This window comes from Phaeobacter cretensis, assembly GCF_047372505.1.
Classification (GTDB): domain Bacteria; phylum Pseudomonadota; class Alphaproteobacteria; order Rhodobacterales; family Rhodobacteraceae; genus Phaeobacter; species Phaeobacter cretensis.
Window position 1 is genome coordinate 1,876,115 of the sequence record NZ_JBKBEU010000001.1, and the last position, 20,487, is coordinate 1,896,601.

Here is a 20,487-nt window from a genome sequence, read left to right on the forward strand (position 1 = left end):
CTTAGAAGCCAGCCCAGATCCTGGCCATATGATCCTCGATGACTGCCTGATACTGACCATTGTCGCGGATATTGCGCAGACCGGTGTTGATCATCGTGAGCATATCGCCGGCCTGTGGATGGGTCTTGTGAACCACAACATGGATACCAAGAACCGATAACGGCAATGGCAGAACATCGAACTGGTCAAGCAGATCGTTTTCTTTCATCACACTACGGCCAGTGAACTCATTGATGGCCACTGCGTCAGCTTCGCCGTTGGCAACCATTTCAAAGCAATCGACCACTTTGTGCGGCTGCTTCAGGGTGATCTTCTTTTCTTCCAGCCAGCGACGACCATAGCCGTCGAAATCAAACGTAAGGTAGCCCGCCGGGCGGCACAGCGTTTTGCCTTCGATATCGGCATCGGTTTCAAAGGTGAAAGGACGTGATTTATCGACAAAGAGCAGCATCAGCGTTTCGAACATCGGATCAGAGAATAAGAAGTTCACACAACGGTAGCTGTCCGGCATGGTTTCACAATCCGGGCGATACCAAGGAAAACCCAGATCCAGCAACGCATTCGACAGGAGCGGATCAAAATGTGAGGCCCAATCGTCAACCCAGTGGATGGCAAAGCCCTGCGCTGGTGCAGCCTCGGTCATTGCAGCGTTCACCACTTCGGTGATCAACCCACCGTTATGGGCTGTCTTTGACGTAAAGGGGGCATAGTCATCACCGGTCAGCAGGTTGATCTTGCTGCGCACCGCCGCAGTGCCGGGCTGGACCTTGACCGGAGCGGCTGCGACCGGTTGAACATCAGCCACAGCTTTGCCCCCTGGCAACCCGGTGGGCAGACCATTGAGACAGGCCATCGTGAGCTCCATCCCAACGCGGATAGCATCAGGACGCGGACCGATTGAATCGATATTGCGGCTGTGAATAGCGCTCCACATACCGACATCCTTGTAGAGACGGTCTGCAATCAGCGACAGACTATCACCCGGACGCACCTTATATGTGCCTCCACATGTCTCTGCCGCCACAGGTGCAGCCAATAGGCCGACAACGCAACATGCTGCCGCGATCAGGTGTTTTCTCATCTTATCCCTCTTGGGTTTGACTCGGGCGTTCCGCGCCAGAACTCGGCGCCGCCTCTTGCGTTTTATGGTATGAAAAGATCGCTTGCCGCCGAGTCGCCCGTTCTCAGCCCCGTTGGGTCGGCCGTTGGAACGCTCTCGATGATGACTGCGATCAATGTAGCAAGCCGAGGTATTATTGACCGACAAACAGGGCCAGAATGGTTGCCGTATCGACCCGCCCGTCTGCACCTATCAATGCGGCAGGTACCGTAATGGCCTGGCTCTGATATGCATCGTTCACCATCTGGTCGATATACGCGGGTGATTGCCCCTGCCCCGCTGCACGTAACACCAGGCTATATAATGCGGTATGCGCCTGCGAAGCGGTGGCACCCGTGGCAGCAGCAGTTTGCACCGCGGGTTTGGCCTCTTCGCTCCCTCGCCGCAACGCCGCCAATGTGCCCGCAGTCATCTGCGCGACCAGAGCATCCTCCGCACTGAGCGGCGCCGCAGTTTCAACAGCAGCTGTCAGCAACTCTTCTGCCGCTGCGCGTTCATTTGGGGTGGCGCTCGGGTCCAATCCGGCCAGAGCCTGCGGGGTCAGCAATTGCGCGACTCGCGGCTTGTCTGCGTTTACTTCCGCAGTTTGATCGGGCCCGAACTGAAGCACTGCGAGAACGATCGCGAGAGATGCCAATACAGCTGCCGCCGCACCAAGTTTTGCTATGGGTGAAACACGAGCAAAGATCCCGCTTAAGCCCGGCATGGGCGCACCCTTCGTATTTTGGTTTGCGTTGGTTGAACTGTCGTTTTGCAGCGACGATTTTAGCGCAGCACTTCCATCGGTGTCACCTGACACGGCAGCAATGTTCAAATTTGCTTTCGCGGCTCCCGCCTGAGGCGAGTGAAGCACGCTGTTCCCTGATGAAACAACACCATCGATTTTCACTGATCGGACTGTGCGATCATCGATTTTAGAAAGCCTATCACTTGTTACACTGTCTTTCTTCACGCTCAACATCGGCTCAAACTACCCCCGGATGGCCCGAATTTCGCGGTCCAACCGCGTTTTGTTAACTGATTCTTAACCTTCGTGCGATTCTGCGTCAACATTCTGTGTCAGAATGATGAGCCCCTACTGGATTTGCGACGAATATGCCCATGGTGGCGAACAAATGAACCTATGCCGCAGTACGCAGGCTTCAGTGAAAATCGTTCGAATACCGCTCTATTTGCAGTGCCCGTGACAGCTCACAACCATTTTTTGTCGCAAAAATACAACTGATGGGTGAAGTAAAATGCGGCCATGTCTATAGACCGATAGAGGCATCGCCCAAAGATTGGGCCCGCAACGACCTCCCCGCTATGCGCTAACGCTTCAGCCCGATCTATGTCGCGCCACCATCGTGCCATTAAGTTTCTGCTTGCAAATGTTATAACGTATCATCAAAAGATCTTGAACAACTGATCTTCCGCAACAGGAAGCCAGCTTGCCCTTCTAATGAATCGTCCCTTGCAATGACATGTTCTTGCAGAGCCCAATTAGCTGTCTGGAGATGAAAATGACCCGCCCGTTCGCCCTTGCTACACTCATGGCATGCACAGCCATCCCCGCCTTTGCAAATGATGGCGTGCTCGACGTGGTTTCACCGTTCGAAATAGCCAGCCCCGATCCTGTTATCTCCGGGCATATATACCAGCGAATGGATGTTACGGAGACGTTGGTCGACGCCGACAGCAATGGAAAATTATTGCCAGGCTTGGCCACCGAGTGGTCCGCTTCCGAGAACGGATTGGTCTGGACGCTGACGCTGCGCGAAGGCGTAACGTTTCATGATGGCGCAGCCCTGGACGGAGCGGCGGTTGCCAAATCACTGGGCCGCTCGCGTGACAATGGTGGGCTGCTGAGCAAGGCTCCGATCTCCGAGATCCGCCCCTCAGGTGATCTCTCGGTTGAGATCGAAATGACTGAACCTTTTGCGATGTTGCCCGCGATGCTCGCCGAATATCGCTCTGCCATCATCGCGCCGTCAACCATAGCAGAAGACGGCGCCGTAACGGGTTTGATCGGCACCGGTCCATATCGCGTGAAGGACCTTTCGCCACCCAGCAAAATGATCGTTGAGGGGTTTGACAACTATTGGGGTGCGTCCGCTGCGATACCAAACGCTGTCTATCATGGTGTTAGCCGATCTGAGACCCGCGCGCTGATGGCTGAAAGTGGTGATGCGGATATTACACTCTATTTCGATCCGGCCTCTGCCACACGACTGTCCACTGCGGAGGGTGTAGAGCTGATTTCCGCCGCAATCCCGCGCGTGCTGATGCTTAAAATCAATGGCGAGACCTATGACGCACCAACCCGCCGAGCCCTGAGCCTTGCAATTGATCGCGCCGGTATTGCCAAGGCGATTCTGCGTTTCCCCGAAGGCGCGACCCAGATGTTTCCTCCCGGCATGAGCGATTGGCACGACGCAAGCCTTACTCCATTGGCATACGATCCGGGGGCTGCCAAAACAGCCTTGGCCGAGGCAGGTTGGGCGCCCGGCACCGATGGCGTGTTGCAAAAGGACGGTCAGCGGATGGACATCGAATTATTGACCTTCCCCGACCGGCCGGAACTGCCTTTGGTAGCAGCAGTACTGGAACAGCAATTCGCGGCAATCGGAGCCGATGCGGTGATCAACTCCACAAGCTTCTCGGAAATCCCAGCCAAGCATAGTGATGGCACGCTGTCGACGGCATTGTTCGCACGTAACTTTGCTCTGGTTCCTGATCCCGTCGGCACGCTGCTGCAGGATTACGCGCCAGGCGGCGACTGGGGCGCGATGGGCTGGCACAACGACGCCTTTACCGCCGGGGTGAAGGCATTGGCAGCAGGCACTGCGCCAGAAGGCACGCGAGCAGAGTTGATATCCACACTGCATGCCGAACTGCCGGTTCTGCCGATCGCTTGGTATCAGCTGACCATGGCTGTCTCAGATGCGGTAACCGGCGTTACGGTTGATCCGTTTGAACGGACGTTGGGATTGTCTTCAGTCAAATGGGCTGAGTGATGATCAAAGCACTGGGTTGGCGTCTGGCGCAGGCGGGGGTGGTCGCCATCCTCGTCGGCATTCTTAGCTTTCTTATGATGCGCGCACTGCCGGGAGATATGATCTTTCGCATCGCGGCAGCACGGTTTGGATATGACAATGTGACCGCCGAGAACGCCGAGCTGGTGCGGGCCCAAATTGGTGATCCATCCGGAGTGGGCGCATTCTTTGGCTGGATCGGCGGGTTGCTTCGCGGTGATCTGGGCACATCCTTGGTGACCGGAGAGGCTGTTTCTGCCGAGATTGCGCATCAATTCGGGGCCACCGCGCAGCTAGCGGGCGTAGCGATTGTGCTGTCATTGCTGATTGGTCCGCCACTTGGCCTGTGGGCAGGACTGCATCCGGGCGGCTGGTTTGACCGGGCGACCGTCTTGTTGGCCTCGGTATTCAAGGCCACGCCGCAGTTCTTGCTAGGATTGGTGCTAATCGTTGTAGCGTCCATTGGCTTGGGATTGTTACCAGCCGCGGGCCACGGCGAGTTACAACATCTAATTTTGCCAGGGCTTACTCTTGCACTGGGATTGGCAGCCAATACCACCCGCATCACACGCGAGGCTGTCGTCCACGCACGCACATCTGAGTGGTGGCGGTTTGCCCGTTGGAAAGGCTTATCAGAGCGCCAGGTTGTTCTTCGCCACGGGTTACGCCATGTCGCCGTCCCGGTCCTGACCCTGATTGCGGCTCAGTTTGTGGCCCTTATGGAGGGCGTCGTCGTGGTCGAAACCATCTTTGGCTGGCCCGGCATCGGGCATGCCCTTGTCCATGCTGTGTTCCATCGAGATGTACCAATGGTGCAAGGCGCGGCGCTAGTCATGGGGCTGGCATTTGTGCTGGTAAATGCGCTTGCCGACATCGGTGCGCGCCTGCTTGACCCAAGGGAGACCATGCGATGAGCGCCCGCTTCATAGGTTTGGCGATCCTAACCGTTGTGCTTGTTTTTGCATTTGGGTTGCCATGGGTGAGTACCGCCGACCCGGTGGCGCAAAGCCTGATACTTGCATTGGAGCCTCCTTCGGCAGAAGCACTGTTCGGCTATGACCACCTTGGCCGGTCAATGTCTGCGCGGCTCGCTGCCGCACTGCGCCTCTCGCTGATGATCGCGGCGATTACTCTCATCACGACCGCCTTTATAGGCGTGGCGCTTGGGGCGCTGGCAAGTTGGCGTGGCGGATGGCTGGACCGGGCATTGGTGCTATTTGCCGATAGCGTTGTGGCACTACCAGCCTTGCTGATCGTCCTGATTGCCGGGTTAATCCTCCCAACGCAGCCTATGGCATTTTGGGCAGGTTTATCAGCTACTCTCTGGGTCGAGATATTCAGACTGACACGTGCCACGATCCGCGCCCAGATTGCCGCGCCCTCGGTCGAGGCCGCGCGGCTACTGGGCTTTGGACCACTCTATATCTTTCGCACCCACCTGTGGCCTGAACTTGCCCCCGTGCTGCGCGCCACCTTCGCATTGACCTTTGCCGCAGTGGTGATGGGCATTGCCGCGCTTGGCTTTGTTTCTGTTGGGGTACGGGCACCGACCCCAGAACTGGGCCTAATGATGGTCGAACTGCTGCCTTATTGGCGCGAAGCACCTTGGGCGCTGCTGCAACCCGTCCTCACCACCATGGCAACGTTACTTGCCCTGACCCTGATCGCCGGAGGTACCACTGAATGACCCTCATGAGAGTCACTGACCTTGCTGTCCTCAATGGAAGCGCCAAAATGATCGACCCAATTTCGGTGACTTTGGAACCGGGTCGAGCCGTGACACTGATCGGAGAAACCGGGTCAGGAAAAAGCCTTTTTGCGCAGGCCGTTCTGGGCACGTTGCCGTCAACTTTGCACGCCACAGGCGCACTGGAGGTTCAGGGCACGGCGGTACCGTTAGACGATTTAGATGCACTGGAACAATTGTGGGGCCACCAAATTTCGGTTCTGCCACAAGAGCCGTGGCGTGCGTTGGATCCGTTGATGCGGGCGAAGCGGCAGGTGGCCGAAGTGTACAAGCTGGTCGCGGGCAGTACCCAAGCTGACACCGCTGCCGAAAATGATCTGCATTCTTTGGGTCTGGGTGATGCAACGCACGCCTATCCGTTTGAATTATCCGGAGGCATGGCCCAGCGTCTTGCCATCGCTGTCGCCCGCGCAGGGGGCGCGCAAATCGTTGTGGCCGATGAACCCAGCAAGGGGTTTGACATCGCCCGCCGCAATGAGGTCGCAACGCGATTGAAATCCGTGACCGACGCAGGCGGCGCGCTGATGACGATCACCCATGATCTGGAACTGGCGGAGTCCATTGGCGGAGAGATTATCGTATTGCGCAAGGGGCGTCTGATCGAACGCGGTCCTGCATCTCAAGTGCTGCATGCCCCTGACACCGCCTATACTGCTGATCTAATCGCAGCGGAACCACGCCATTGGCCATCACCACCGACCTACAGGATCCGCAGCGAACCTGTTCTAACAGGCAAAGCCCTATGCGTTGCGCGCGGTGGGCGCGATCTGATCCGGGAGCTGGACATTACATTGCATGCAGGTGAGGTCGTCGGGCTCTCTGGGCCATCCGGAGTTGGCAAATCGTCTCTCGGCGATACCCTCCTTGGCATCACCGCACCCGCAGCCGGAGCCGTCCAGCGCGGCGAAGGTCTTGCCGATCGCAGGTTCCAAAAACTGTGGCAGGATCCACCCGCTGCTTTTGCCCCTTATCAACGCTTGGGACAGGGTCTGGATGATCTCATTGCGCTGCACCGCATTTCGCGCGATACGCTGCACCCTCTTTTAAAACAGTTGCGATTGGATCCAGCGCTTCTGGCACGTCGGCCCGACGAGGTATCCGGTGGAGAGCTACAGCGGTTGTCGATCGCGCGGGCCCTGCTTCTTGACCCGATTTTCCTCTTCGCGGATGAGCCTACATCAAGACTGGACCCACTGACGCAACGCGACGTGATCATGATGCTGACTGGATTGGCGCACGAACGTGGAATAGCTGTTTTGCTGGTGAGTCATGATCCCGATCTGATAACCCGTGCCACGGATCGCCAAGTCGTTCTTGAGCAGACAGCGCAACTTTTAGCAAAAACTGCATAGCAAGGCATCGGCGACATTTCAGCAAGCCGCTGAAAAATATAACTAAAGTCTGATTATAGTGCGTTTTCAAAACTAGATCATCTGTCTTGCGCATTATTTATACGTAATGTTATAATATAACTAATCTATTTAGTTGGACCACCATGCCTAGCACCGAACCTCACCCTGATCCCCGCCTGCCGGTTATTCTGCTAACCGGCTTTCTCGGCGCGGGAAAAACCACGCTTTTGAATGCAGTGCTGGGCACATCCGATGGGTCCAAAATCGCTGTTATCGTCAATGAATTCGGTGAGGCGGGGCTTGATCACGATCTGATCGAAACAGCCGACGAAGAAATCATACTAATGCAATCGGGCTGCCTGTGCTGCTCTATTCGCGGTGATCTCTCACGCACGTTGCAAGACCTGATGACGCGCAAAGACTCCGGGCAACTGAGTTTTGACCGCGTCGTGATTGAGACGACCGGCCTCGCTGATCCTGGCCCAATTCTGCAGACATTTCTGGTAGATCATTTTCTGGCGACACATTTCCGCATGGACGGTGTTGTCACGCTGGCGGATGCTGCAACCGGTCACGACACGCTCGATCGTCAATTCGAAGCGGTGTCGCAGGTCGCGATGGCAGATCTGATCGTGCTTAGTAAAACCGATCTGGTGCCCAAAGAAACACGGTACATATTCGAAAAGCGCCTAAGATCCCTGAACCCAACAGCGCCGATGCTCCGCGCCAAACACGGCGTCGTGCCTGCGGGCTCTCTTTGGGGGTTAACGGGTATACATCCCGAGGTAAAACCAAACCAAATAGCGGCGTGGCTGACGCCACCCGCCGCGCCTTCGGCCAGCAACCCCTTTGAAAATCTGTCGGGCCTTGCTGACAAAACAACCGCTTCGCCGTCGCTACCGGTGCATGATGCAAGGATAGGGTCTGCTTCAGTTGTCTTGAATGATCCGATATCGGTCGAAGCTTTCGATATGTGGCTCGATACCCTCATCATGCTGCGCGGCCCTGACATCCTGCGTGTGAAAGGGATTGTACATCTTGAGGGGATCAAGACGCCCTTTGTCTTCCACGGCGTTCAACATCTCTTTGATCCACCAGTCCCCCTGCACGATTGGTCCGGAGAAAACCGCCAATCGCGCATCGTGGTTATAGCCCGCGACATGACGCAGCCCGAACTGCAGCGCAGCCTTGATATGCTGCGCGCCCGACAAACTTCCGAACCTCAAGCCCGCCTTACCTCTCAAGTCCTCCCCATCTAAGGATCTGTCTTTATGATCGAAAAATTGCCCGTCACCGTGCTCTCTGGATTCCTGGGCGCTGGAAAAACAACACTCCTAAACCGTGTACTTAACAACCGCGAAGGCCGCCGGGTTGCGGTCATTGTCAATGATATGTCAGAGGTCAATATCGACGCCGATCTAGTGCGCGCAGACACTGAGCTGAGCCACACGAACGAGACACTGGTGGAGATGTCAAACGGCTGCATTTGCTGTACTTTGCGTGATGATCTGTTGATCGAAGTCCGGAGGCTGGCCGCGGAGGGCCGTTTTGATTACTTGCTGATTGAATCCACCGGGATTTCCGAACCGCTTCCGGTTGCTGCCACGTTTGATTTTCGCGATGAGCATGGCGAAAGCCTGTCGGATGTAGCCCGCTTGGATACGATGGTCACAGTTGTGGATGCGGTGAACCTATTGCAGGATTATTCCAGCCACGATTTTCTGCGCGACCGGGGTGAGACGCTTGGCGAAGATGATGAGCGTACGTTGGTCAACTTGCTGGTTGAACAGATCGAATTCGCGGACGTCGTTGTCCTGAACAAAGTAGCCGATGCCCAGCCACAGCAAGTGGAAGCTGCCCTCAAGATCATCCGCAGTCTGAATGCAGATGCGCGTATCATTGAAACGAGCCATTCCGATGTGCCCGCAGATGCAATCTTGGACACCGGGTTGTTTGACTTCGATCGGGCACATGAACATCCGATGTGGGCAAAGGAACTCTATGGTTTTGCCGACCACGTGCCTGAAACCGAAGAATACGGCGTCACCTCATATGTCTATCGTGCGCGCCAACCGTTTGAGCCGGAAAAGATCTTGGCCGTTCTTAACGGTGACTTACCCGGTGTGATCCGTGCAAAAGGTCATTTCTGGATCGCATCGCGCCCCGGTTGGGTGGCGGAGTTTTCTCTGGCTGGGGCACTGTCATCAATCAAACCTCTAGGCACGTGGTGGGCAACTGTCCCTAGGGATCGCTGGCCTGAAGATGAAACCGCGCGGCGCTACATGATGGAGCATTGGGTGGAGCCGTGGGGTGATCGTCGTCAGGAAATCGTGTTTATCGGATCAGGCATCGAATGGGCAGACATCAAAGCGCGGCTGGATAACGCCCTTGTACCGGAAAGCACCGCTACGTCTCTGGAGGCTTTACCGGATTATTCAGACCCATTCCCGCTTTGGCGCCGGGCAGAGCAAGCCGCATGAAAGCTATCGTAGAACACATCCGAAACGCGTCTGAAGCGATTGCGATCGCTCAGTCGCCCGAAGAATTGAAAAGCATCACCGATGCCGACTGTGCGGGCGTCATCTGGTACAGGCAGCCCAAGCGCTCGATTGAGGATTGGATTAGCACGCTACCGCCCGAGCAGCTTCCTTCGGTGCGATTGGTCCTACGACCCGAAACTGTCCGCGTGGCCGTTGTCGCAGCATGCGAAATCTCCGAGATGCCTGACTGTGCAGAGCGCACGCAGTTGATTGATGACATTGCAGCACTTGCGGATACCTTCTCAGCAATCATGAAGCCCCCGCTTCTGCGCCTGCGTCTTGATCGCGTCACGACAAATGCGTGCCGCAAATTCCATGTCGATGCCCTGAGCGCGCGACTGATCTGCACTTATCGCGGGGCTGCGACGCAATTCGCGATAAGGGATAATCGCGCCGAGCCGGCGCACATCTTTGACGCGCCGACCGGCTCACCGATCATTCTGCGCGGAACACTTTGGCCGGAACAACCATCCACCGGGTTGCTACATAGGTCGCCTCCAATTGAAGGGACGGGCGAAACACGGCTGGTTCTGGTCCTTGATCCAATCTTTGAAGAGCAGGAAGACGTATGAGCGGCAACCTTGGATCGACATCGCTCCGAAAGCGACGCCGCACAACGAACCCAATGCGGACGTATGACACCTTGCCTCAACCCTTGCGGCTCTGGCTCGCAAACGCTGCCCTTCCATGGTCCCCGAAGTCTTGCAAACGGCTCTGGGATAAGGCGCGCAAAGCCGGGCTGAGCGCGGAGGACGCTATCCGGTCATTGACCGCAACAGAAAAGAGAATGCTGGCGCGCGACAAATTTCACCTATCCTGAGTGTAGCAACGGCTACACCGCTTTGCTCAGAGCGTGGTTCAATAGTGTCCTGACAACCAGCAGATTTTCATCGGAGACTTCCGAAAAATCACTCGGCTGACCGAAACTCGGACAGCCTCTTCATTCTCGACGGGTCAGGATGAAAGGACGCAACCTGACCGATCCGCGCCCGAATGCAGGCAAGCAGGGCTTCGCGGGACTTATACATGAATTGATGCGCAAGTGCCGCTGGGTCATCGGACGCATCAAGACGGGCACGCAACTCTCGCCAAGTCTGCAACGCCTCTAGGATACTACTATCCTGCGCCCGCTCAGCTTGTTCAGCGACATATCCCTCGAAAGCATCGGCGGTCGCCCCAGTAGCAAGGCGCGTCGCCAGCATCCGTTCGTGGATACCATTCGCGCCCTCGTAGATCAGTGTGATCCGAGCGTCCCGGTAGGTCTGTTCCAGCCGGTATTCACGCAGGTAGCCATAGCCACCAAGAACCTGCATACCGAGTTCAGCGGCACGTATGCCCGCCTCGGTACAATAAACCTTGGTCAGTGGAGTTAGGAATTCGACCAGCGCAGGGTTGTTGCCCCGCTCCATTGTAACGCATGCAAGATGAGCCATAGCGCGCCCGGTCATGGCAAGCCCGTCAATCTGATTGAGCATACGGCGCACATCCGCGTGCTGATCAAGTGTAGCGGCGGAGCCGTCGGGGTTACGCCCCTGAATTCGCTCTGCAGCATAGGTACTGGCGATGTCATAAGCTCTTGCAGCATGTGCCCCCCCCTGCAGTGCGACATCGGCGCGGGCATGGTTCATCATCGTGAACATCGCCTGTAAACCCTCACCTTCGTCGCCTATCAACTCGGCCTCAGCTCCATCAAACGCTAATTGACATGTCGGAGAGGCATGCAGCCCCATTTTCTCTTCGATCCGAGTGACAGAGACGGCATTGCGGCGACCGTCTCCGCGCGTACAAGGACACAGGAACAGCGACAACCCCTTAACCCCGTCATCCGATGTACGGGCCAGCACCAGATGCAGGATACGATCGCTGATGTTCTGGTCACCGCCCGAGATAAAGATCTTTTCTCCGGTGATCCTCCAACCATCATCCATGGGTGATGCTTTGCAGCGCACCCGTGACAGATCCGATCCGGCTCCGGGTTCGGTCAGGCACATTGTTGCGATGGTCTTCCCAGAGGCCAACTCTGGAATATACCGCGCCTTTTGATCCGAACTGCCAAAATGCAGCAGGGTGCGTATTGCACCGGGTCCTAACCCCACCACCATTTGCAGGCTGTGATTGGCCCCGGAAAAAATCTCCGACGTGATCGCCAACATCAGGGAACCAAGCCCCTGGCCACCATATTCCACGGGCGCGGTCAACGATGGCCAGCCCTGTTCAGCATAAGCCTGATAGGCTGACTGAAACCCATCGGGCATCGAAACGCGCCCATCCTGCAACTGGCAGCCCTGCGCATCCCCATGCTCATCCAGCGGAGCGATTTCGCCTTCTGCAAAAGTGGCGAAATATCTACCAATCTCAGCAGCAAAATCCGCATCCCAATCGGGCAAAGCGGAGGCTCCGGCCACATGATTCAAGGTAAACAAGATGTCATCCAACGGAGCCTTGAAGGGCTTCATCGCTGTATCTCCTTATTGAACTGCACGGGTAGGTTTTTGGGATTTTCCGAGGGCTTTTAATGGGGTGGCGCAGTGATGCCATTCCGCCCGTGTTAGTCAGTCGAAAACCTGCTTCAAGAAGGCAATCGCGGCAGGAACCTCGGGTTCAAAACCCGGACGCCCATGGCCGCCACCATCGACAATTCGCATCTCAACTTTGCCACTGCTGCCATGGGCCTGCATTGCGTCGTACAGCCGCTCTGTTTGCAAGGGCGAGATCACAAAATCATTTGATCCGTGAACCAACAATGTATCCGGCAAGATCGTTTCAGCGGGCAGAGTTGCAAGGAAATTTAGCGGGCTTGCAACATCCGCCAGCTCTTCATTCTCCGGAACAGTCGCACCAATCAAAAGCGACTCCGGGCTTGGTTCTTTATTCATACCGTCACGATCCGGCACATCATCCGCCGCTCGGTCAGGGATAATTTCATACAGGTCCGACGGTGCATACCAGGAAACCAGCCCATCCAGCGCGGTTTCTGGTGACTGCGCCTGATCAAAGGCCGCCCAAAGCGCCAAATGCGCGCCAGAGGATTGTCCCCAGACCGCCATACGATCAGCGTCATAGCCATAGGTCGCGCCATTTTCTCGCAAGAAATCGAAGGCAGCATGGAGATCTTCCAACTGGGCGGGCCAGATGGCCTCGCTGCTGAACGTGTAGTTAATCGAGGCGATGGCCATGCCCGAATCTAAGATCTGGTTCACACGATCCAGATTTTCGATTTGGGTTTTGTCATTGCGAAACCAACGACCGCCATGAATGAACACCACCATGGGCGGTTCATCAACACCATCAGGCAGATAGAGATCCAGCTGATTGCGAGCTTTTTCGCCATATGGGATGTCTTTCTTCACCTCTGCATAAACCGGAAGGGCCATCAGGCAGCTCAGAGCTGTTAACAGGAAGAGTTTCATAATGCGACCTTTTAGTTATGTTTCATAATCATCTACCCATAGCGCGACAGCGACTGTCGGCATGGGCGGATCAGGTTACTTTATAGTAGGCAATCTCGACTGCGCTGGCATGCCGGATGGCAGCGCAGATGAACAGGCTATGATTGACCCAAGCATAGCGATCACTGCCGGTTTCCAACCGCGCTGCAGTGCGCATGTAGTATTGGTTTGGGTCGACATCCTGCCCGGCGGCAAGCTGTTCCAGCACATGTTCCGGTCCGTGCCGGGTGCCGATATTGACGATTTCGACTACGGCGTCACAATCAGTTTTCAGCGCATAACGCGTATCCAGATGGGCCGCTCCATCGGCAAAAATAGTTTGCCAGTCTGCACCGAGGTTCAAAACCTCGCCAGTGATATCGGGGCCGAACGCCCTGCCCCCGACAATGGGTATTATGCGGCGCCGGCCTGCGCGACCCGGCCCCATCTCAATTGGTTTTCCAAGTTCAACCCGAAGGGTGAAACTATGCATCAGAGAGGGGACCGGGATCTGCATCAGCCCATCAGTCTCAACAGACGCGCGGCATTGTTCTTGATGATGTCTTCGCGCAGGTGATCCTTGATGTCGATTTTGTCAAAGTCAGCCAACCAGCGTTCTGGAGTAATCATCGGCCAGTCAGACCCAAACAGCACCTTTTTCTTCAGGATCGAATTGCAATAGCGCACCAAGATCGGCGGGAAGTATTTCGGCGACCAGCCTGACAGGTCGATATAGACGTTGGGCTTGTGCTGGGCGACCGCCAGGGCCTCTTCCTGCCAAGGAAACGAGGGGTGAGCGAGGACAATATTCATGTCGGGGAAATCCACCGCAACATCATCCATGTACATCGGGTTGGAGTATTTGAGCCGCATGCCGTTACCGCCGCGCATACCTGACCCGACACCTGTCTGCCCGGTGTGAAACAACGCAACGCATCCATGTTCGGCCAGCACCTCGTAAAACGGGTATGCCATGCGATCATTGGCGAAAAACCCCTGCATGGTTGGGTGGAATTTGAACCCCTTAACGCCGCATTTCTCGATCAACCGACGTGCTTCGCGCACCGCCATCTTGCCCTTCCAAGGATCTATCGAAGCAAAGGGGATCAAGACGTCACTGTTGTCTTTCACCTGTTCAAGCACTTCATCGTTGGAATAGCGGCGATAACCTGTTTCCCGTTCCGCATCGACTGGAAAGATCACCGCAGCAATGTTCTGCTCCCGGTAATGCGCTGCCGTTTGAGGAATAGTAGGCGGGTGCTGCCATGGCGCCCCAAAATAGCTGGCCATCGACGATTGCAGATCATCATAGCCATCGTCAGAATGACAGCCGCAGGGCTCCTCTGCATGGGTATGAATGTCGAGTGCGCGGACTTTTGAGATATCAACCATTTGTCCTGCTCCTTAGTTAAAGCGTGATGGTGGCAGGATCGACATCGTCATAAAGCCGGTCCAAAAGGCCGGCCCGGCGTGTCAGCACCTTGCGGAAGTTCAGGTTTCCTTTGGCGGTCATTTCGCCCTCGGGCATCGATGCGGGTTCGCTCAGAACGATAGCCCGGGAGATAAGCGAGGAACTCCCCGAAACCTGTTCGGCACGTTCAGCGAGACGGCGATGAATTTCACCCTGCAACAACTTGCAGCTAAAGGCACCATTGTCATCGGACAGAGAGTAGCCATCGAGCTCCAGCTGGGCCACGTCGGGGAAAACCATCACCCCTATCTGGCCCTTATCAGCGCCGGTAATCACGAGATCAGCGGCAAGCGGAGCTAAGCATGTCAGCATGTCGATGCGTAGCTGCGCCGCTCGCACCCAAGTGCCAGTTAGCAGCTTGAAGTCCTCAGAAATACGTCCATCGAACTTCATGCCCTTGTCTAAATCATCTTTGTCGATGAACTGCATCGCATCGCCGGTAATGAAGTAACCTTCGTCGTCAAAAGCAGCTTTTGTTTTCTCCGGATCCTCAAAATAACCCGGCATAAGGTTCGGCCCTTTAATGCGCATTTCGCACCGCATATCCTCATCCGGGATCAATTTCAGCGTCACACCATTGAGAGGTACGCCAACGACGCCCGATCGGTCGATCGGCTCGCTCTGCATCATCGTGGCCGGCGCTGTTTCAGTCAGCCCCCAGGACGAAGTCATCAGCGGGATCTCACCCTTCACGTCCATCGCCATCTGTTCAAATCCGGACCAGATCTCCTGCGGCAGCGATGCGCCTGCATAGAAGATCAGATCAAGATCCGCGAAGAAGCGTTGGCGCAGGCCAGCGTCCTGCTGCAAGGCCCCCAAAAGAAGCCCAAAGCCAACCGGAACGTTGAAGACCAACGTGCCGGTTACCATCGACAGGTTTTCTACGGTGCGGTCGAACAACCCTTTCACCGGTTTGCCATCGTCGATGTAGAAGCTGCCACCATTGGAAAGCATCATGTTGAAATTATGCGAGCCTCCGAACACATGGTTCCATGGAAGCCAGTCGACCACCCGCGGCGGCCGAGCGCGCAGGAAAGGCAGCGCATCGGCGATCTGTGTCTGGTTCACACACATCATTCGCTGCGTGGTCATCACCCCCTTTGGGGCGGATGTAGAGCCTGAAGTCATCAGGATTTTAGCGATCGTATCCGGCGTGACCTTGGCATATGCCGCATCGATATCAACGCTGCTGTCACCTTTCAGCAGATCATCAAACGCAGTCACTTTGGTATTCATGCCCGGGCGGCTGGCGACAATCTCGATACCGTTCAGCGCATCCAGTGCCAGCGCATCGGCGTATTGGTCGGCATCCACCACATAGGCCATTTTTGGGTGCACCAACTCAATCGCATGTTGCAATCGACCGTGCGCCCCGTGAACCAATGAATATTGCTCAGCCACCGGCGCGGTTGGTACACCGACATATTGCGCGGCGAGAGACAAAAGCCCGTGATCGACACCGTTGCCCGACATGATGATAATCGGAGTGTCCGGCCCCATACCCCGTGCCAGAAGCGATGCAGCTATGGCCCGGACCTTCTGTAGGGTCGCGCCATAGCTTTCTTCTCGCCAGCCGGCACCGCTGCGTTCAGCAAGAAAGGTGCGTGTCGGTGCTTTTTCTGCCCATTCATGCAGCCAGACACCGGTGTTTTCGGCGACGGGCCCCAACACATGGGACGAACGCAGCAGGATTGTGCCGTCAGCGCGATCTTCACGTTGGACGGAGTGTTTCTGGAATTCTGATGTCCGCTTCATGTCTCACCCCTTTCCTTGGCTTTTCTCGATTTTCTTCATCGCTGCGATCACCGCGACGCGGGTCGCATCATCAATTCCGTCAAGCAGCACCGCCTCATGAGCCGTGACAGCGGCCACGGTCTTTTCGTAGAGATGCCGACCGGCCAGCGTGACCTTGAGCGCATAAGCACGCCGGTCGTTTGGAACACGGTCTCGCACGATCAGCTCACGTCGCTCCAACTCGTCGATGATAACGACAAGGTTCGGGCGCTCGATATCCATCGCATCAGCCAACTGCGATTGACGCATCCCTGGGTTATCAACGATTAACACCAATGCAGTGTAAGTGAGCATTCGCAGGTCAAACGGCTTCAACGTCCGGGCCAGATCGGCCTGCACCACGTTGAAAGCACGCTTCATGTGATAACCCATGAAGTTACGCAAAGTGGCATCGCTGACATGGGTCACAACTGTGGTCTGATCGGATTTCGGGGCAGGATTTTTCATTACATCACCGGAATTTTGGGGCGCGTTTTTCGAGAAAGGCACGAAGACCTTCCTCTGCATCGGGCGTGGTTTGCGACAAGGCTGCCGCGAGGGATTCCGTGAACAACCCGTCTGCCTGGCTCATGTCAGTGATCCGGGAAATTGCATTGATCATCAGATAATTTGACATCGGCGCGTTGCGCGCGATTTTTCCGGCCAGTTTCTGCGCCAATGGGAGAGCTTCGCCCTCACCCACAGAATAATGCGCAAGACCCAGCGCAAGCCCTTCCTCGGCACCGTATTTACGACCCGTCAGCATCATCTCAGTCATACGGTCCGGGCCAAGCAACCGACCTACGCGTGCTGTGGCACCGCCACCGACAAAAATACCCCGGCGACCTTCAGGCAACTGGAAGATAGTCGACGCTTCTGCGATGCGCACATGGGTGGAGGCAGCGAGTTCCAACCCACCGCCAATCACGGCACCAAACATCGCCGATATCACAGCCAATCCACCCGACTGGATTTTGTCCATCACCCCGTGCCAATGGCGCGAATGATAGAGGTTTTCCTCGGCAGAACGGTGCACATGCTCTGACAGGTCCAGCCCTGAACAATAGTGTCCTTCAATCCCAACCAAAATTACCACACGTACATCTTTTGGTGGCGCTGAGAAAAATCCATCGAGTGCGTTGAGCAGCTCTTCGCACATGGCGTTGCGTTTGCCAGGCCGGTTCATGGTCAGAGTGGCGACAGGACCGTCGACCTCGATCCGTAATATTTCGGATGTCATGCAGCTATCCTCAGCGTGGCGGCAGACGGACAGCGCCGTCCAACCGTATGGTGGTTCCGTTCAGGAATGGGTTCGCAACGATCTGTTCCGCCAGCAAAGCAAACTCATGCGGTTCACCCAGACGGGCAGGGAACGGGATATTGGCGGTTATCTTAGCGGCGATATCTTCTGGCAGGCCTTCCATCATCGGGGTGTGAAATAGGCCGGGAGCGATCGCCATGACACGGATGCCACTTTGGGCAAGCTCGCGGGCAGCTGGCAGGCACAACGAAGCAATCGCACCTTTGGAAGCAGCATAGGCGGCCTGCCCCAACTGGCCATCCTGCCATGCGACTGAAGCAGTGTTAATAATCACACCACGCTCACCGTCACTCAGCGGTTCCAATGCAGCCATGCAGCGTGCCGCGTGGCTCATTACGTTGTAAGTCCCGAACAAGTTCACCTTCAGGGTCTTCTCGAACACATCAAACGATAGCTTGCCTTCGCGTCCAACGATCCGCGCGGCCATACCGACTCCGGCGCAACTTACGACAATGCGTGGCGCGGTCCCTAGTTGCCCTGAGGCGGCGTCAATAGCAGCACTCACTGCGGCTTCGTCCGAAACATCAGCCTGTACAGCAATACCGTCGATTTCCTCGGCAACGGCCTGGGCATTCTCGATATCGAAATCCAGCACTGCGACTTTGGCGCCCAAGGCTGCCAAGTGGCGGGCCGTTGCAGCACCAAGACCGCTACCTGCCCCCGTAACCAACGCAACATTCCCATCTACTTGCATGTGAACGCCTCCAACCAAATATGTCTAAGCATTGTTATTCTCCATATTTATCAACCCGATGGAAACCCAAGGTGGTAGTAGCGTTGATCTACCCGGGGATCAGGAACAGCGTGATTGCGGGAAACAAGACCAGGATGATGACACGCAGAATGTCAGATGTAACGAACCACATCACTGCCTTGTAAGTTTGCACCATTGGTGTCGAACGGTCCATCGCATTGATAATGAACAAATTCATACCTACTGGTGGTGTAATCAGCCCGACCTCGACGACGATCAGAACAAGGATGCCGAACCAGATCGCCACATGCTCTGGCGGCATGCCGAAATCCAGCACGCTGATAACCGGGAAGAAGATCGGAATAGTCAAAAGGATCATACTGAGACTGTCCATTAGACACCCAAAAATCAGATAGAAAATCAGGATCAGCGATAAGACGGCCCAAGGGCTGAGCCCGAGACCAACAACCCAGGCGGACAGTTCCTGCGGTACCTGGCTGAGGGCAAGGAAGCTGTTGTACATCCCTGCACCCAAGACAATAAAGAAGATCATAGCGGTGCTGGTCGCAGTCGCCATGATACTTTCGACAAAAACTTTCCAGCTTAGGTTTCCAGACAGGAGCGCGATAATCCCTGTACCTGCTGCACCAACCGCAGCGCCTTCGGTCGGCGTAAACCAGCCCCGGTAAATACCGCCAACGACGAGACCAAAAACCAGCAGCACAGGCCAAACATCTAACAAGGCGCGAAACCGATCCGAATAGGGAATGGCCTCGCGGGTTCCGGCGGAATCTGGGTTCAGTCGCACATAAATCGAAATGGTGATGATGTAGCCAATCGCCGCCAAAACACCTGGCACGAAAGCCGCAAGAAACAGCTTTGCAATGTTCTGTTCTGTCAGGATGGCGTAGATGACCAGAATGACAGACGGGGGGATCAAGATACCAAGCGTTCCGCCCGCGGCCAAAGTGGCGGTTGAGAACCCGCCAGAATAGCCATAGCGACGCAGTTCCGGCAAAGCGACGCGGCTCATGGTGGCCGCTGTTGCAAGCGACGATCCGCAGATCGAACCAAAGCCGGCGCAGGCCCCGACGGCAGCCATAGCAACCCCACCTTTTCGATGCCCAAGCCAGCTTTCTGCGGCCTTGAACAGCGCCGAGGACATCCCCGAAAGCGTAGCGAACTGTCCCATCAACAGAAACATCGGAATGATGGTCAGCGAATAGCTCGAAAATGTCGAATAAGTCTCCGTCTTGAGTTTCGCGAGAAACATATTCGCACCACCCATAGAAAAGTAGAGACCGCCGATACCGCATAACAGCATTGCCAAGCCGATCGGACCTCGCAGAAAGATCATGATCAGCAAAATGGGGAAAGACAGGTAGCCCATCTCCAGCATCGTCAATGGACTGCCCCCCCAGCAATAGGCATGTAGCGTCGGCCTGTAACAACTTCGGCCATGCGTGCAATTGCGCAATAGACACCAATAATGGAGGCTAAGGCAGCAGCCAGAAAACTTGCCGCAAAGGCCCACCAGACGGGGAACTGTAGTAAAAAAGTGGTCTCGCCATAGGCAAGCTTGCTTTGCATCCCAACGAATAAACGCACGGTGATCAAGATGATCACACCAGTCAGGATAATCTCCCAAAACGCAGAGATAAACGTGTTCGCAGTGCGTCCCAATGCGGAGGTGAAGATATCAACCGTCGCGTGGCTGCCATAGAGTTGACAAATCGGCAGAAAGGCAAATATCGCAAATGCCACCCCTGCTTCTACCAACTCAAAGTCACCGGTAACTGGCCCCACACCACTAGAGATCAGGGCACTAGCTGCGCTTTCAGATATGGCTGCCAACGCGTCCGAATGCCCGAGTGTGTTCAACCCGCGCCCAATGACACTAACGCAGGTCAACACGACCAAAAGTGTCAGGACCAGCCCCCCTACAATAGCCAGCGCGCGCGCCATTCTTTCGATCAATTTCAGCATGTCATCCCTCCCAGAAGACAATGCCCCCGGGCCATTTAGGC

At 55.9% G+C, this 20,487-nt stretch carries 20 protein-coding genes; 8 read left to right on the forward strand and 12 right to left on the reverse strand.

Going from position 1 to position 20,487, the window contains the following annotated elements:
* Nucleotide 1: 1 nt before the first annotated feature.
* Together ACEWZM_RS09040 and ACEWZM_RS09045 are read right to left on the reverse strand one after the other, a co-directional pair.
* A complete protein-coding gene (locus ACEWZM_RS09040; protein WP_414006109.1) occupies nucleotides 2-1,081 on the reverse strand; it encodes a peptidoglycan-binding protein LysM in 1,080 nt (359 codons plus the stop codon).
* A 172-nt stretch (nucleotides 1,082-1,253) separates the two neighbouring features.
* A complete protein-coding gene (locus ACEWZM_RS09045; protein WP_414006110.1) occupies nucleotides 1,254-1,826 on the reverse strand; it encodes a hypothetical protein in 573 nt (190 codons plus the stop codon).
* Nucleotides 1,827-2,622: 796 nt separating this feature from the next.
* Between ACEWZM_RS09045 and ACEWZM_RS09050 the strand changes: the two genes are divergently transcribed.
* The 8 genes from ACEWZM_RS09050 to ACEWZM_RS09085 all read left to right on the forward strand — a co-directional run bounded on the left by ACEWZM_RS09050 (nucleotide 2,623) and on the right by ACEWZM_RS09085 (nucleotide 10,593).
* On the forward strand, nucleotides 2,623-4,116 hold the full coding sequence (locus ACEWZM_RS09050) for an ABC transporter substrate-binding protein (RefSeq protein ID WP_414006111.1): 1,494 nt from the start codon (nucleotides 2,623-2,625) through the stop codon (nucleotides 4,114-4,116).
* Nucleotides 4,116-5,048 carry an ABC transporter permease gene (locus ACEWZM_RS09055; RefSeq protein ID WP_414006112.1) on the forward strand — a complete coding sequence of 311 codons (933 nt, stop codon included), beginning with the start codon at nucleotides 4,116-4,118 and terminating at the stop codon, nucleotides 5,046-5,048. Before ACEWZM_RS09050 ends, ACEWZM_RS09055 begins: the two co-directional genes overlap by 1 nt.
* Nucleotides 5,045-5,821 (forward strand): ABC transporter permease, encoded by a 777-nt coding sequence (locus ACEWZM_RS09060; RefSeq protein ID WP_414006113.1) that lies wholly within the window; start codon nucleotides 5,045-5,047, stop codon nucleotides 5,819-5,821. The genes ACEWZM_RS09055 and ACEWZM_RS09060 overlap by 4 nt, the downstream gene beginning before the upstream one ends.
* Nucleotides 5,818-7,233 carry an ABC transporter ATP-binding protein gene (locus ACEWZM_RS09065; protein WP_414006114.1) on the forward strand — a complete coding sequence of 472 codons (1,416 nt, stop codon included), beginning with the start codon at nucleotides 5,818-5,820 and terminating at the stop codon, nucleotides 7,231-7,233. Before ACEWZM_RS09060 ends, ACEWZM_RS09065 begins: the two co-directional genes overlap by 4 nt.
* 143 nt (nucleotides 7,234-7,376) lie before the next feature.
* Entirely contained in the window at nucleotides 7,377-8,492 is a 1,116-nt protein-coding gene (locus ACEWZM_RS09070) for a CobW family GTP-binding protein (protein ID WP_414006115.1), read from the forward strand.
* A gap of 12 nt (nucleotides 8,493-8,504) precedes the next feature.
* Nucleotides 8,505-9,713, forward strand: a complete 1,209-nt coding sequence (locus tag ACEWZM_RS09075; protein ID WP_414006116.1) for a GTP-binding protein — start codon at nucleotides 8,505-8,507, stop codon at nucleotides 9,711-9,713.
* Nucleotides 9,710-10,345, forward strand: coding sequence for a DUF1826 domain-containing protein (locus ACEWZM_RS09080; protein ID WP_414006117.1), 636 nt, complete (start codon nucleotides 9,710-9,712; stop codon nucleotides 10,343-10,345). The genes ACEWZM_RS09075 and ACEWZM_RS09080 overlap by 4 nt, the downstream gene beginning before the upstream one ends.
* A complete protein-coding gene (locus ACEWZM_RS09085; RefSeq protein WP_414006118.1) occupies nucleotides 10,342-10,593 on the forward strand; it encodes a DUF6525 family protein in 252 nt (83 codons plus the stop codon). The genes ACEWZM_RS09080 and ACEWZM_RS09085 overlap by 4 nt, the downstream gene beginning before the upstream one ends.
* A gap of 88 nt (nucleotides 10,594-10,681) precedes the next feature.
* Here the strand turns inward: ACEWZM_RS09085 and ACEWZM_RS09090 are convergent, their stop codons facing one another.
* The 10 genes from ACEWZM_RS09090 to ACEWZM_RS09135 form a co-directional block, all read right to left on the reverse strand.
* Nucleotides 10,682-12,229 (reverse strand): acyl-CoA dehydrogenase family protein, encoded by a 1,548-nt coding sequence (locus ACEWZM_RS09090; RefSeq protein ID WP_414006119.1) that lies wholly within the window; start codon nucleotides 12,227-12,229, stop codon nucleotides 10,682-10,684.
* A 96-nt stretch (nucleotides 12,230-12,325) separates the two neighbouring features.
* Complete coding sequence (locus tag ACEWZM_RS09095) at nucleotides 12,326-13,183, reverse strand: alpha/beta hydrolase fold domain-containing protein (RefSeq protein ID WP_414006120.1); 858 nt, start codon at nucleotides 13,181-13,183, stop codon at nucleotides 12,326-12,328.
* A 70-nt stretch (nucleotides 13,184-13,253) separates the two neighbouring features.
* Nucleotides 13,254-13,718 carry a DUF3237 domain-containing protein gene (locus ACEWZM_RS09100; RefSeq protein ID WP_414006121.1) on the reverse strand — a complete coding sequence of 155 codons (465 nt, stop codon included), beginning with the start codon at nucleotides 13,716-13,718 and terminating at the stop codon, nucleotides 13,254-13,256.
* Nucleotides 13,718-14,593: an amidohydrolase family protein gene (locus tag ACEWZM_RS09105; protein WP_414006122.1), complete on the reverse strand. Its 876-nt coding sequence runs from the start codon at nucleotides 14,591-14,593 to the stop codon at nucleotides 13,718-13,720. Before ACEWZM_RS09105 ends, ACEWZM_RS09100 begins: the two co-directional genes overlap by 1 nt.
* A 16-nt stretch (nucleotides 14,594-14,609) precedes the next feature.
* Nucleotides 14,610-16,427, reverse strand: a complete 1,818-nt coding sequence (locus ACEWZM_RS09110) for a feruloyl-CoA synthase (protein WP_414006123.1) — start codon at nucleotides 16,425-16,427, stop codon at nucleotides 14,610-14,612.
* 3 nt (nucleotides 16,428-16,430) lie between these two features.
* Nucleotides 16,431-16,913: a MarR family winged helix-turn-helix transcriptional regulator gene (locus tag ACEWZM_RS09115; RefSeq protein ID WP_414006124.1), complete on the reverse strand. Its 483-nt coding sequence runs from the start codon at nucleotides 16,911-16,913 to the stop codon at nucleotides 16,431-16,433.
* Nucleotides 16,914-16,917: 4 nt separating this feature from the next.
* Entirely contained in the window at nucleotides 16,918-17,685 is a 768-nt protein-coding gene (locus tag ACEWZM_RS09120) for a crotonase/enoyl-CoA hydratase family protein (RefSeq protein ID WP_414006125.1), read from the reverse strand.
* Between the two features lie 10 nt (nucleotides 17,686-17,695).
* Nucleotides 17,696-18,460 carry an SDR family NAD(P)-dependent oxidoreductase gene (locus ACEWZM_RS09125; protein ID WP_414006126.1) on the reverse strand — a complete coding sequence of 255 codons (765 nt, stop codon included), beginning with the start codon at nucleotides 18,458-18,460 and terminating at the stop codon, nucleotides 17,696-17,698.
* Nucleotides 18,461-18,548: 88 nt separating this feature from the next.
* Nucleotides 18,549-19,865, reverse strand: a complete 1,317-nt coding sequence (locus ACEWZM_RS09130) for a TRAP transporter large permease (protein WP_414006127.1) — start codon at nucleotides 19,863-19,865, stop codon at nucleotides 18,549-18,551.
* Nucleotides 19,862-20,446 carry a TRAP transporter small permease subunit gene (locus ACEWZM_RS09135; protein WP_414006128.1) on the reverse strand — a complete coding sequence of 195 codons (585 nt, stop codon included), beginning with the start codon at nucleotides 20,444-20,446 and terminating at the stop codon, nucleotides 19,862-19,864. The genes ACEWZM_RS09130 and ACEWZM_RS09135 overlap by 4 nt, the downstream gene beginning before the upstream one ends.
* Between the last annotated feature and the right edge of the window lie 41 nt (nucleotides 20,447-20,487).

What these genes read in the sequence shown, in the direction of transcription:
- ACEWZM_RS09060 (WP_414006113.1), top strand. Translation starts at nt 5,045, where the DNA reads ATGAGCGCCCGCTTCATAGGTTTGGCGATCCTAACCGTTGTGCTTGTT.
- ACEWZM_RS09075 (WP_414006116.1), top strand. Translation starts at nt 8,505, where the DNA reads ATGATCGAAAAATTGCCCGTCACCGTGCTCTCTGGATTCCTGGGCGCT.
- ACEWZM_RS09080 (WP_414006117.1), top strand. Translation starts at nt 9,710, where the DNA reads ATGAAAGCTATCGTAGAACACATCCGAAACGCGTCTGAAGCGATTGCG.
- ACEWZM_RS09135 (WP_414006128.1), bottom strand. Translation starts at nt 20,446, where the DNA reads ATGCTGAAATTGATCGAAAGAATGGCGCGCGCGCTGGCTATTGTAGGG.
- ACEWZM_RS09110 (WP_414006123.1), bottom strand. Translation starts at nt 16,427, where the DNA reads ATGAAGCGGACATCAGAATTCCAGAAACACTCCGTCCAACGTGAAGAT.
- ACEWZM_RS09120 (WP_414006125.1), bottom strand. Translation starts at nt 17,685, where the DNA reads ATGACATCCGAAATATTACGGATCGAGGTCGACGGTCCTGTCGCCACT.
- ACEWZM_RS09045 (WP_414006110.1), bottom strand. Translation starts at nt 1,826, where the DNA reads ATGCCGGGCTTAAGCGGGATCTTTGCTCGTGTTTCACCCATAGCAAAA.
- ACEWZM_RS09125 (WP_414006126.1), bottom strand. Translation starts at nt 18,460, where the DNA reads ATGCAAGTAGATGGGAATGTTGCGTTGGTTACGGGGGCAGGTAGCGGT.
- ACEWZM_RS09100 (WP_414006121.1), bottom strand. Translation starts at nt 13,718, where the DNA reads ATGCAGATCCCGGTCCCCTCTCTGATGCATAGTTTCACCCTTCGGGTT.
- ACEWZM_RS09055 (WP_414006112.1), top strand. Translation starts at nt 4,116, where the DNA reads ATGATCAAAGCACTGGGTTGGCGTCTGGCGCAGGCGGGGGTGGTCGCC.
- ACEWZM_RS09090 (WP_414006119.1), bottom strand. Translation starts at nt 12,229, where the DNA reads ATGAAGCCCTTCAAGGCTCCGTTGGATGACATCTTGTTTACCTTGAAT.
- ACEWZM_RS09095 (WP_414006120.1), bottom strand. Translation starts at nt 13,183, where the DNA reads ATGAAACTCTTCCTGTTAACAGCTCTGAGCTGCCTGATGGCCCTTCCG.
- ACEWZM_RS09115 (WP_414006124.1), bottom strand. Translation starts at nt 16,913, where the DNA reads ATGAAAAATCCTGCCCCGAAATCCGATCAGACCACAGTTGTGACCCAT.
- ACEWZM_RS09105 (WP_414006122.1), bottom strand. Translation starts at nt 14,593, where the DNA reads ATGGTTGATATCTCAAAAGTCCGCGCACTCGACATTCATACCCATGCA.
- ACEWZM_RS09085 (WP_414006118.1), top strand. Translation starts at nt 10,342, where the DNA reads ATGAGCGGCAACCTTGGATCGACATCGCTCCGAAAGCGACGCCGCACA.
- ACEWZM_RS09070 (WP_414006115.1), top strand. Translation starts at nt 7,377, where the DNA reads ATGCCTAGCACCGAACCTCACCCTGATCCCCGCCTGCCGGTTATTCTG.
- ACEWZM_RS09040 (WP_414006109.1), bottom strand. Translation starts at nt 1,081, where the DNA reads ATGAGAAAACACCTGATCGCGGCAGCATGTTGCGTTGTCGGCCTATTG.
- ACEWZM_RS09065 (WP_414006114.1), top strand. Translation starts at nt 5,818, where the DNA reads ATGACCCTCATGAGAGTCACTGACCTTGCTGTCCTCAATGGAAGCGCC.
- ACEWZM_RS09050 (WP_414006111.1), top strand. Translation starts at nt 2,623, where the DNA reads ATGACCCGCCCGTTCGCCCTTGCTACACTCATGGCATGCACAGCCATC.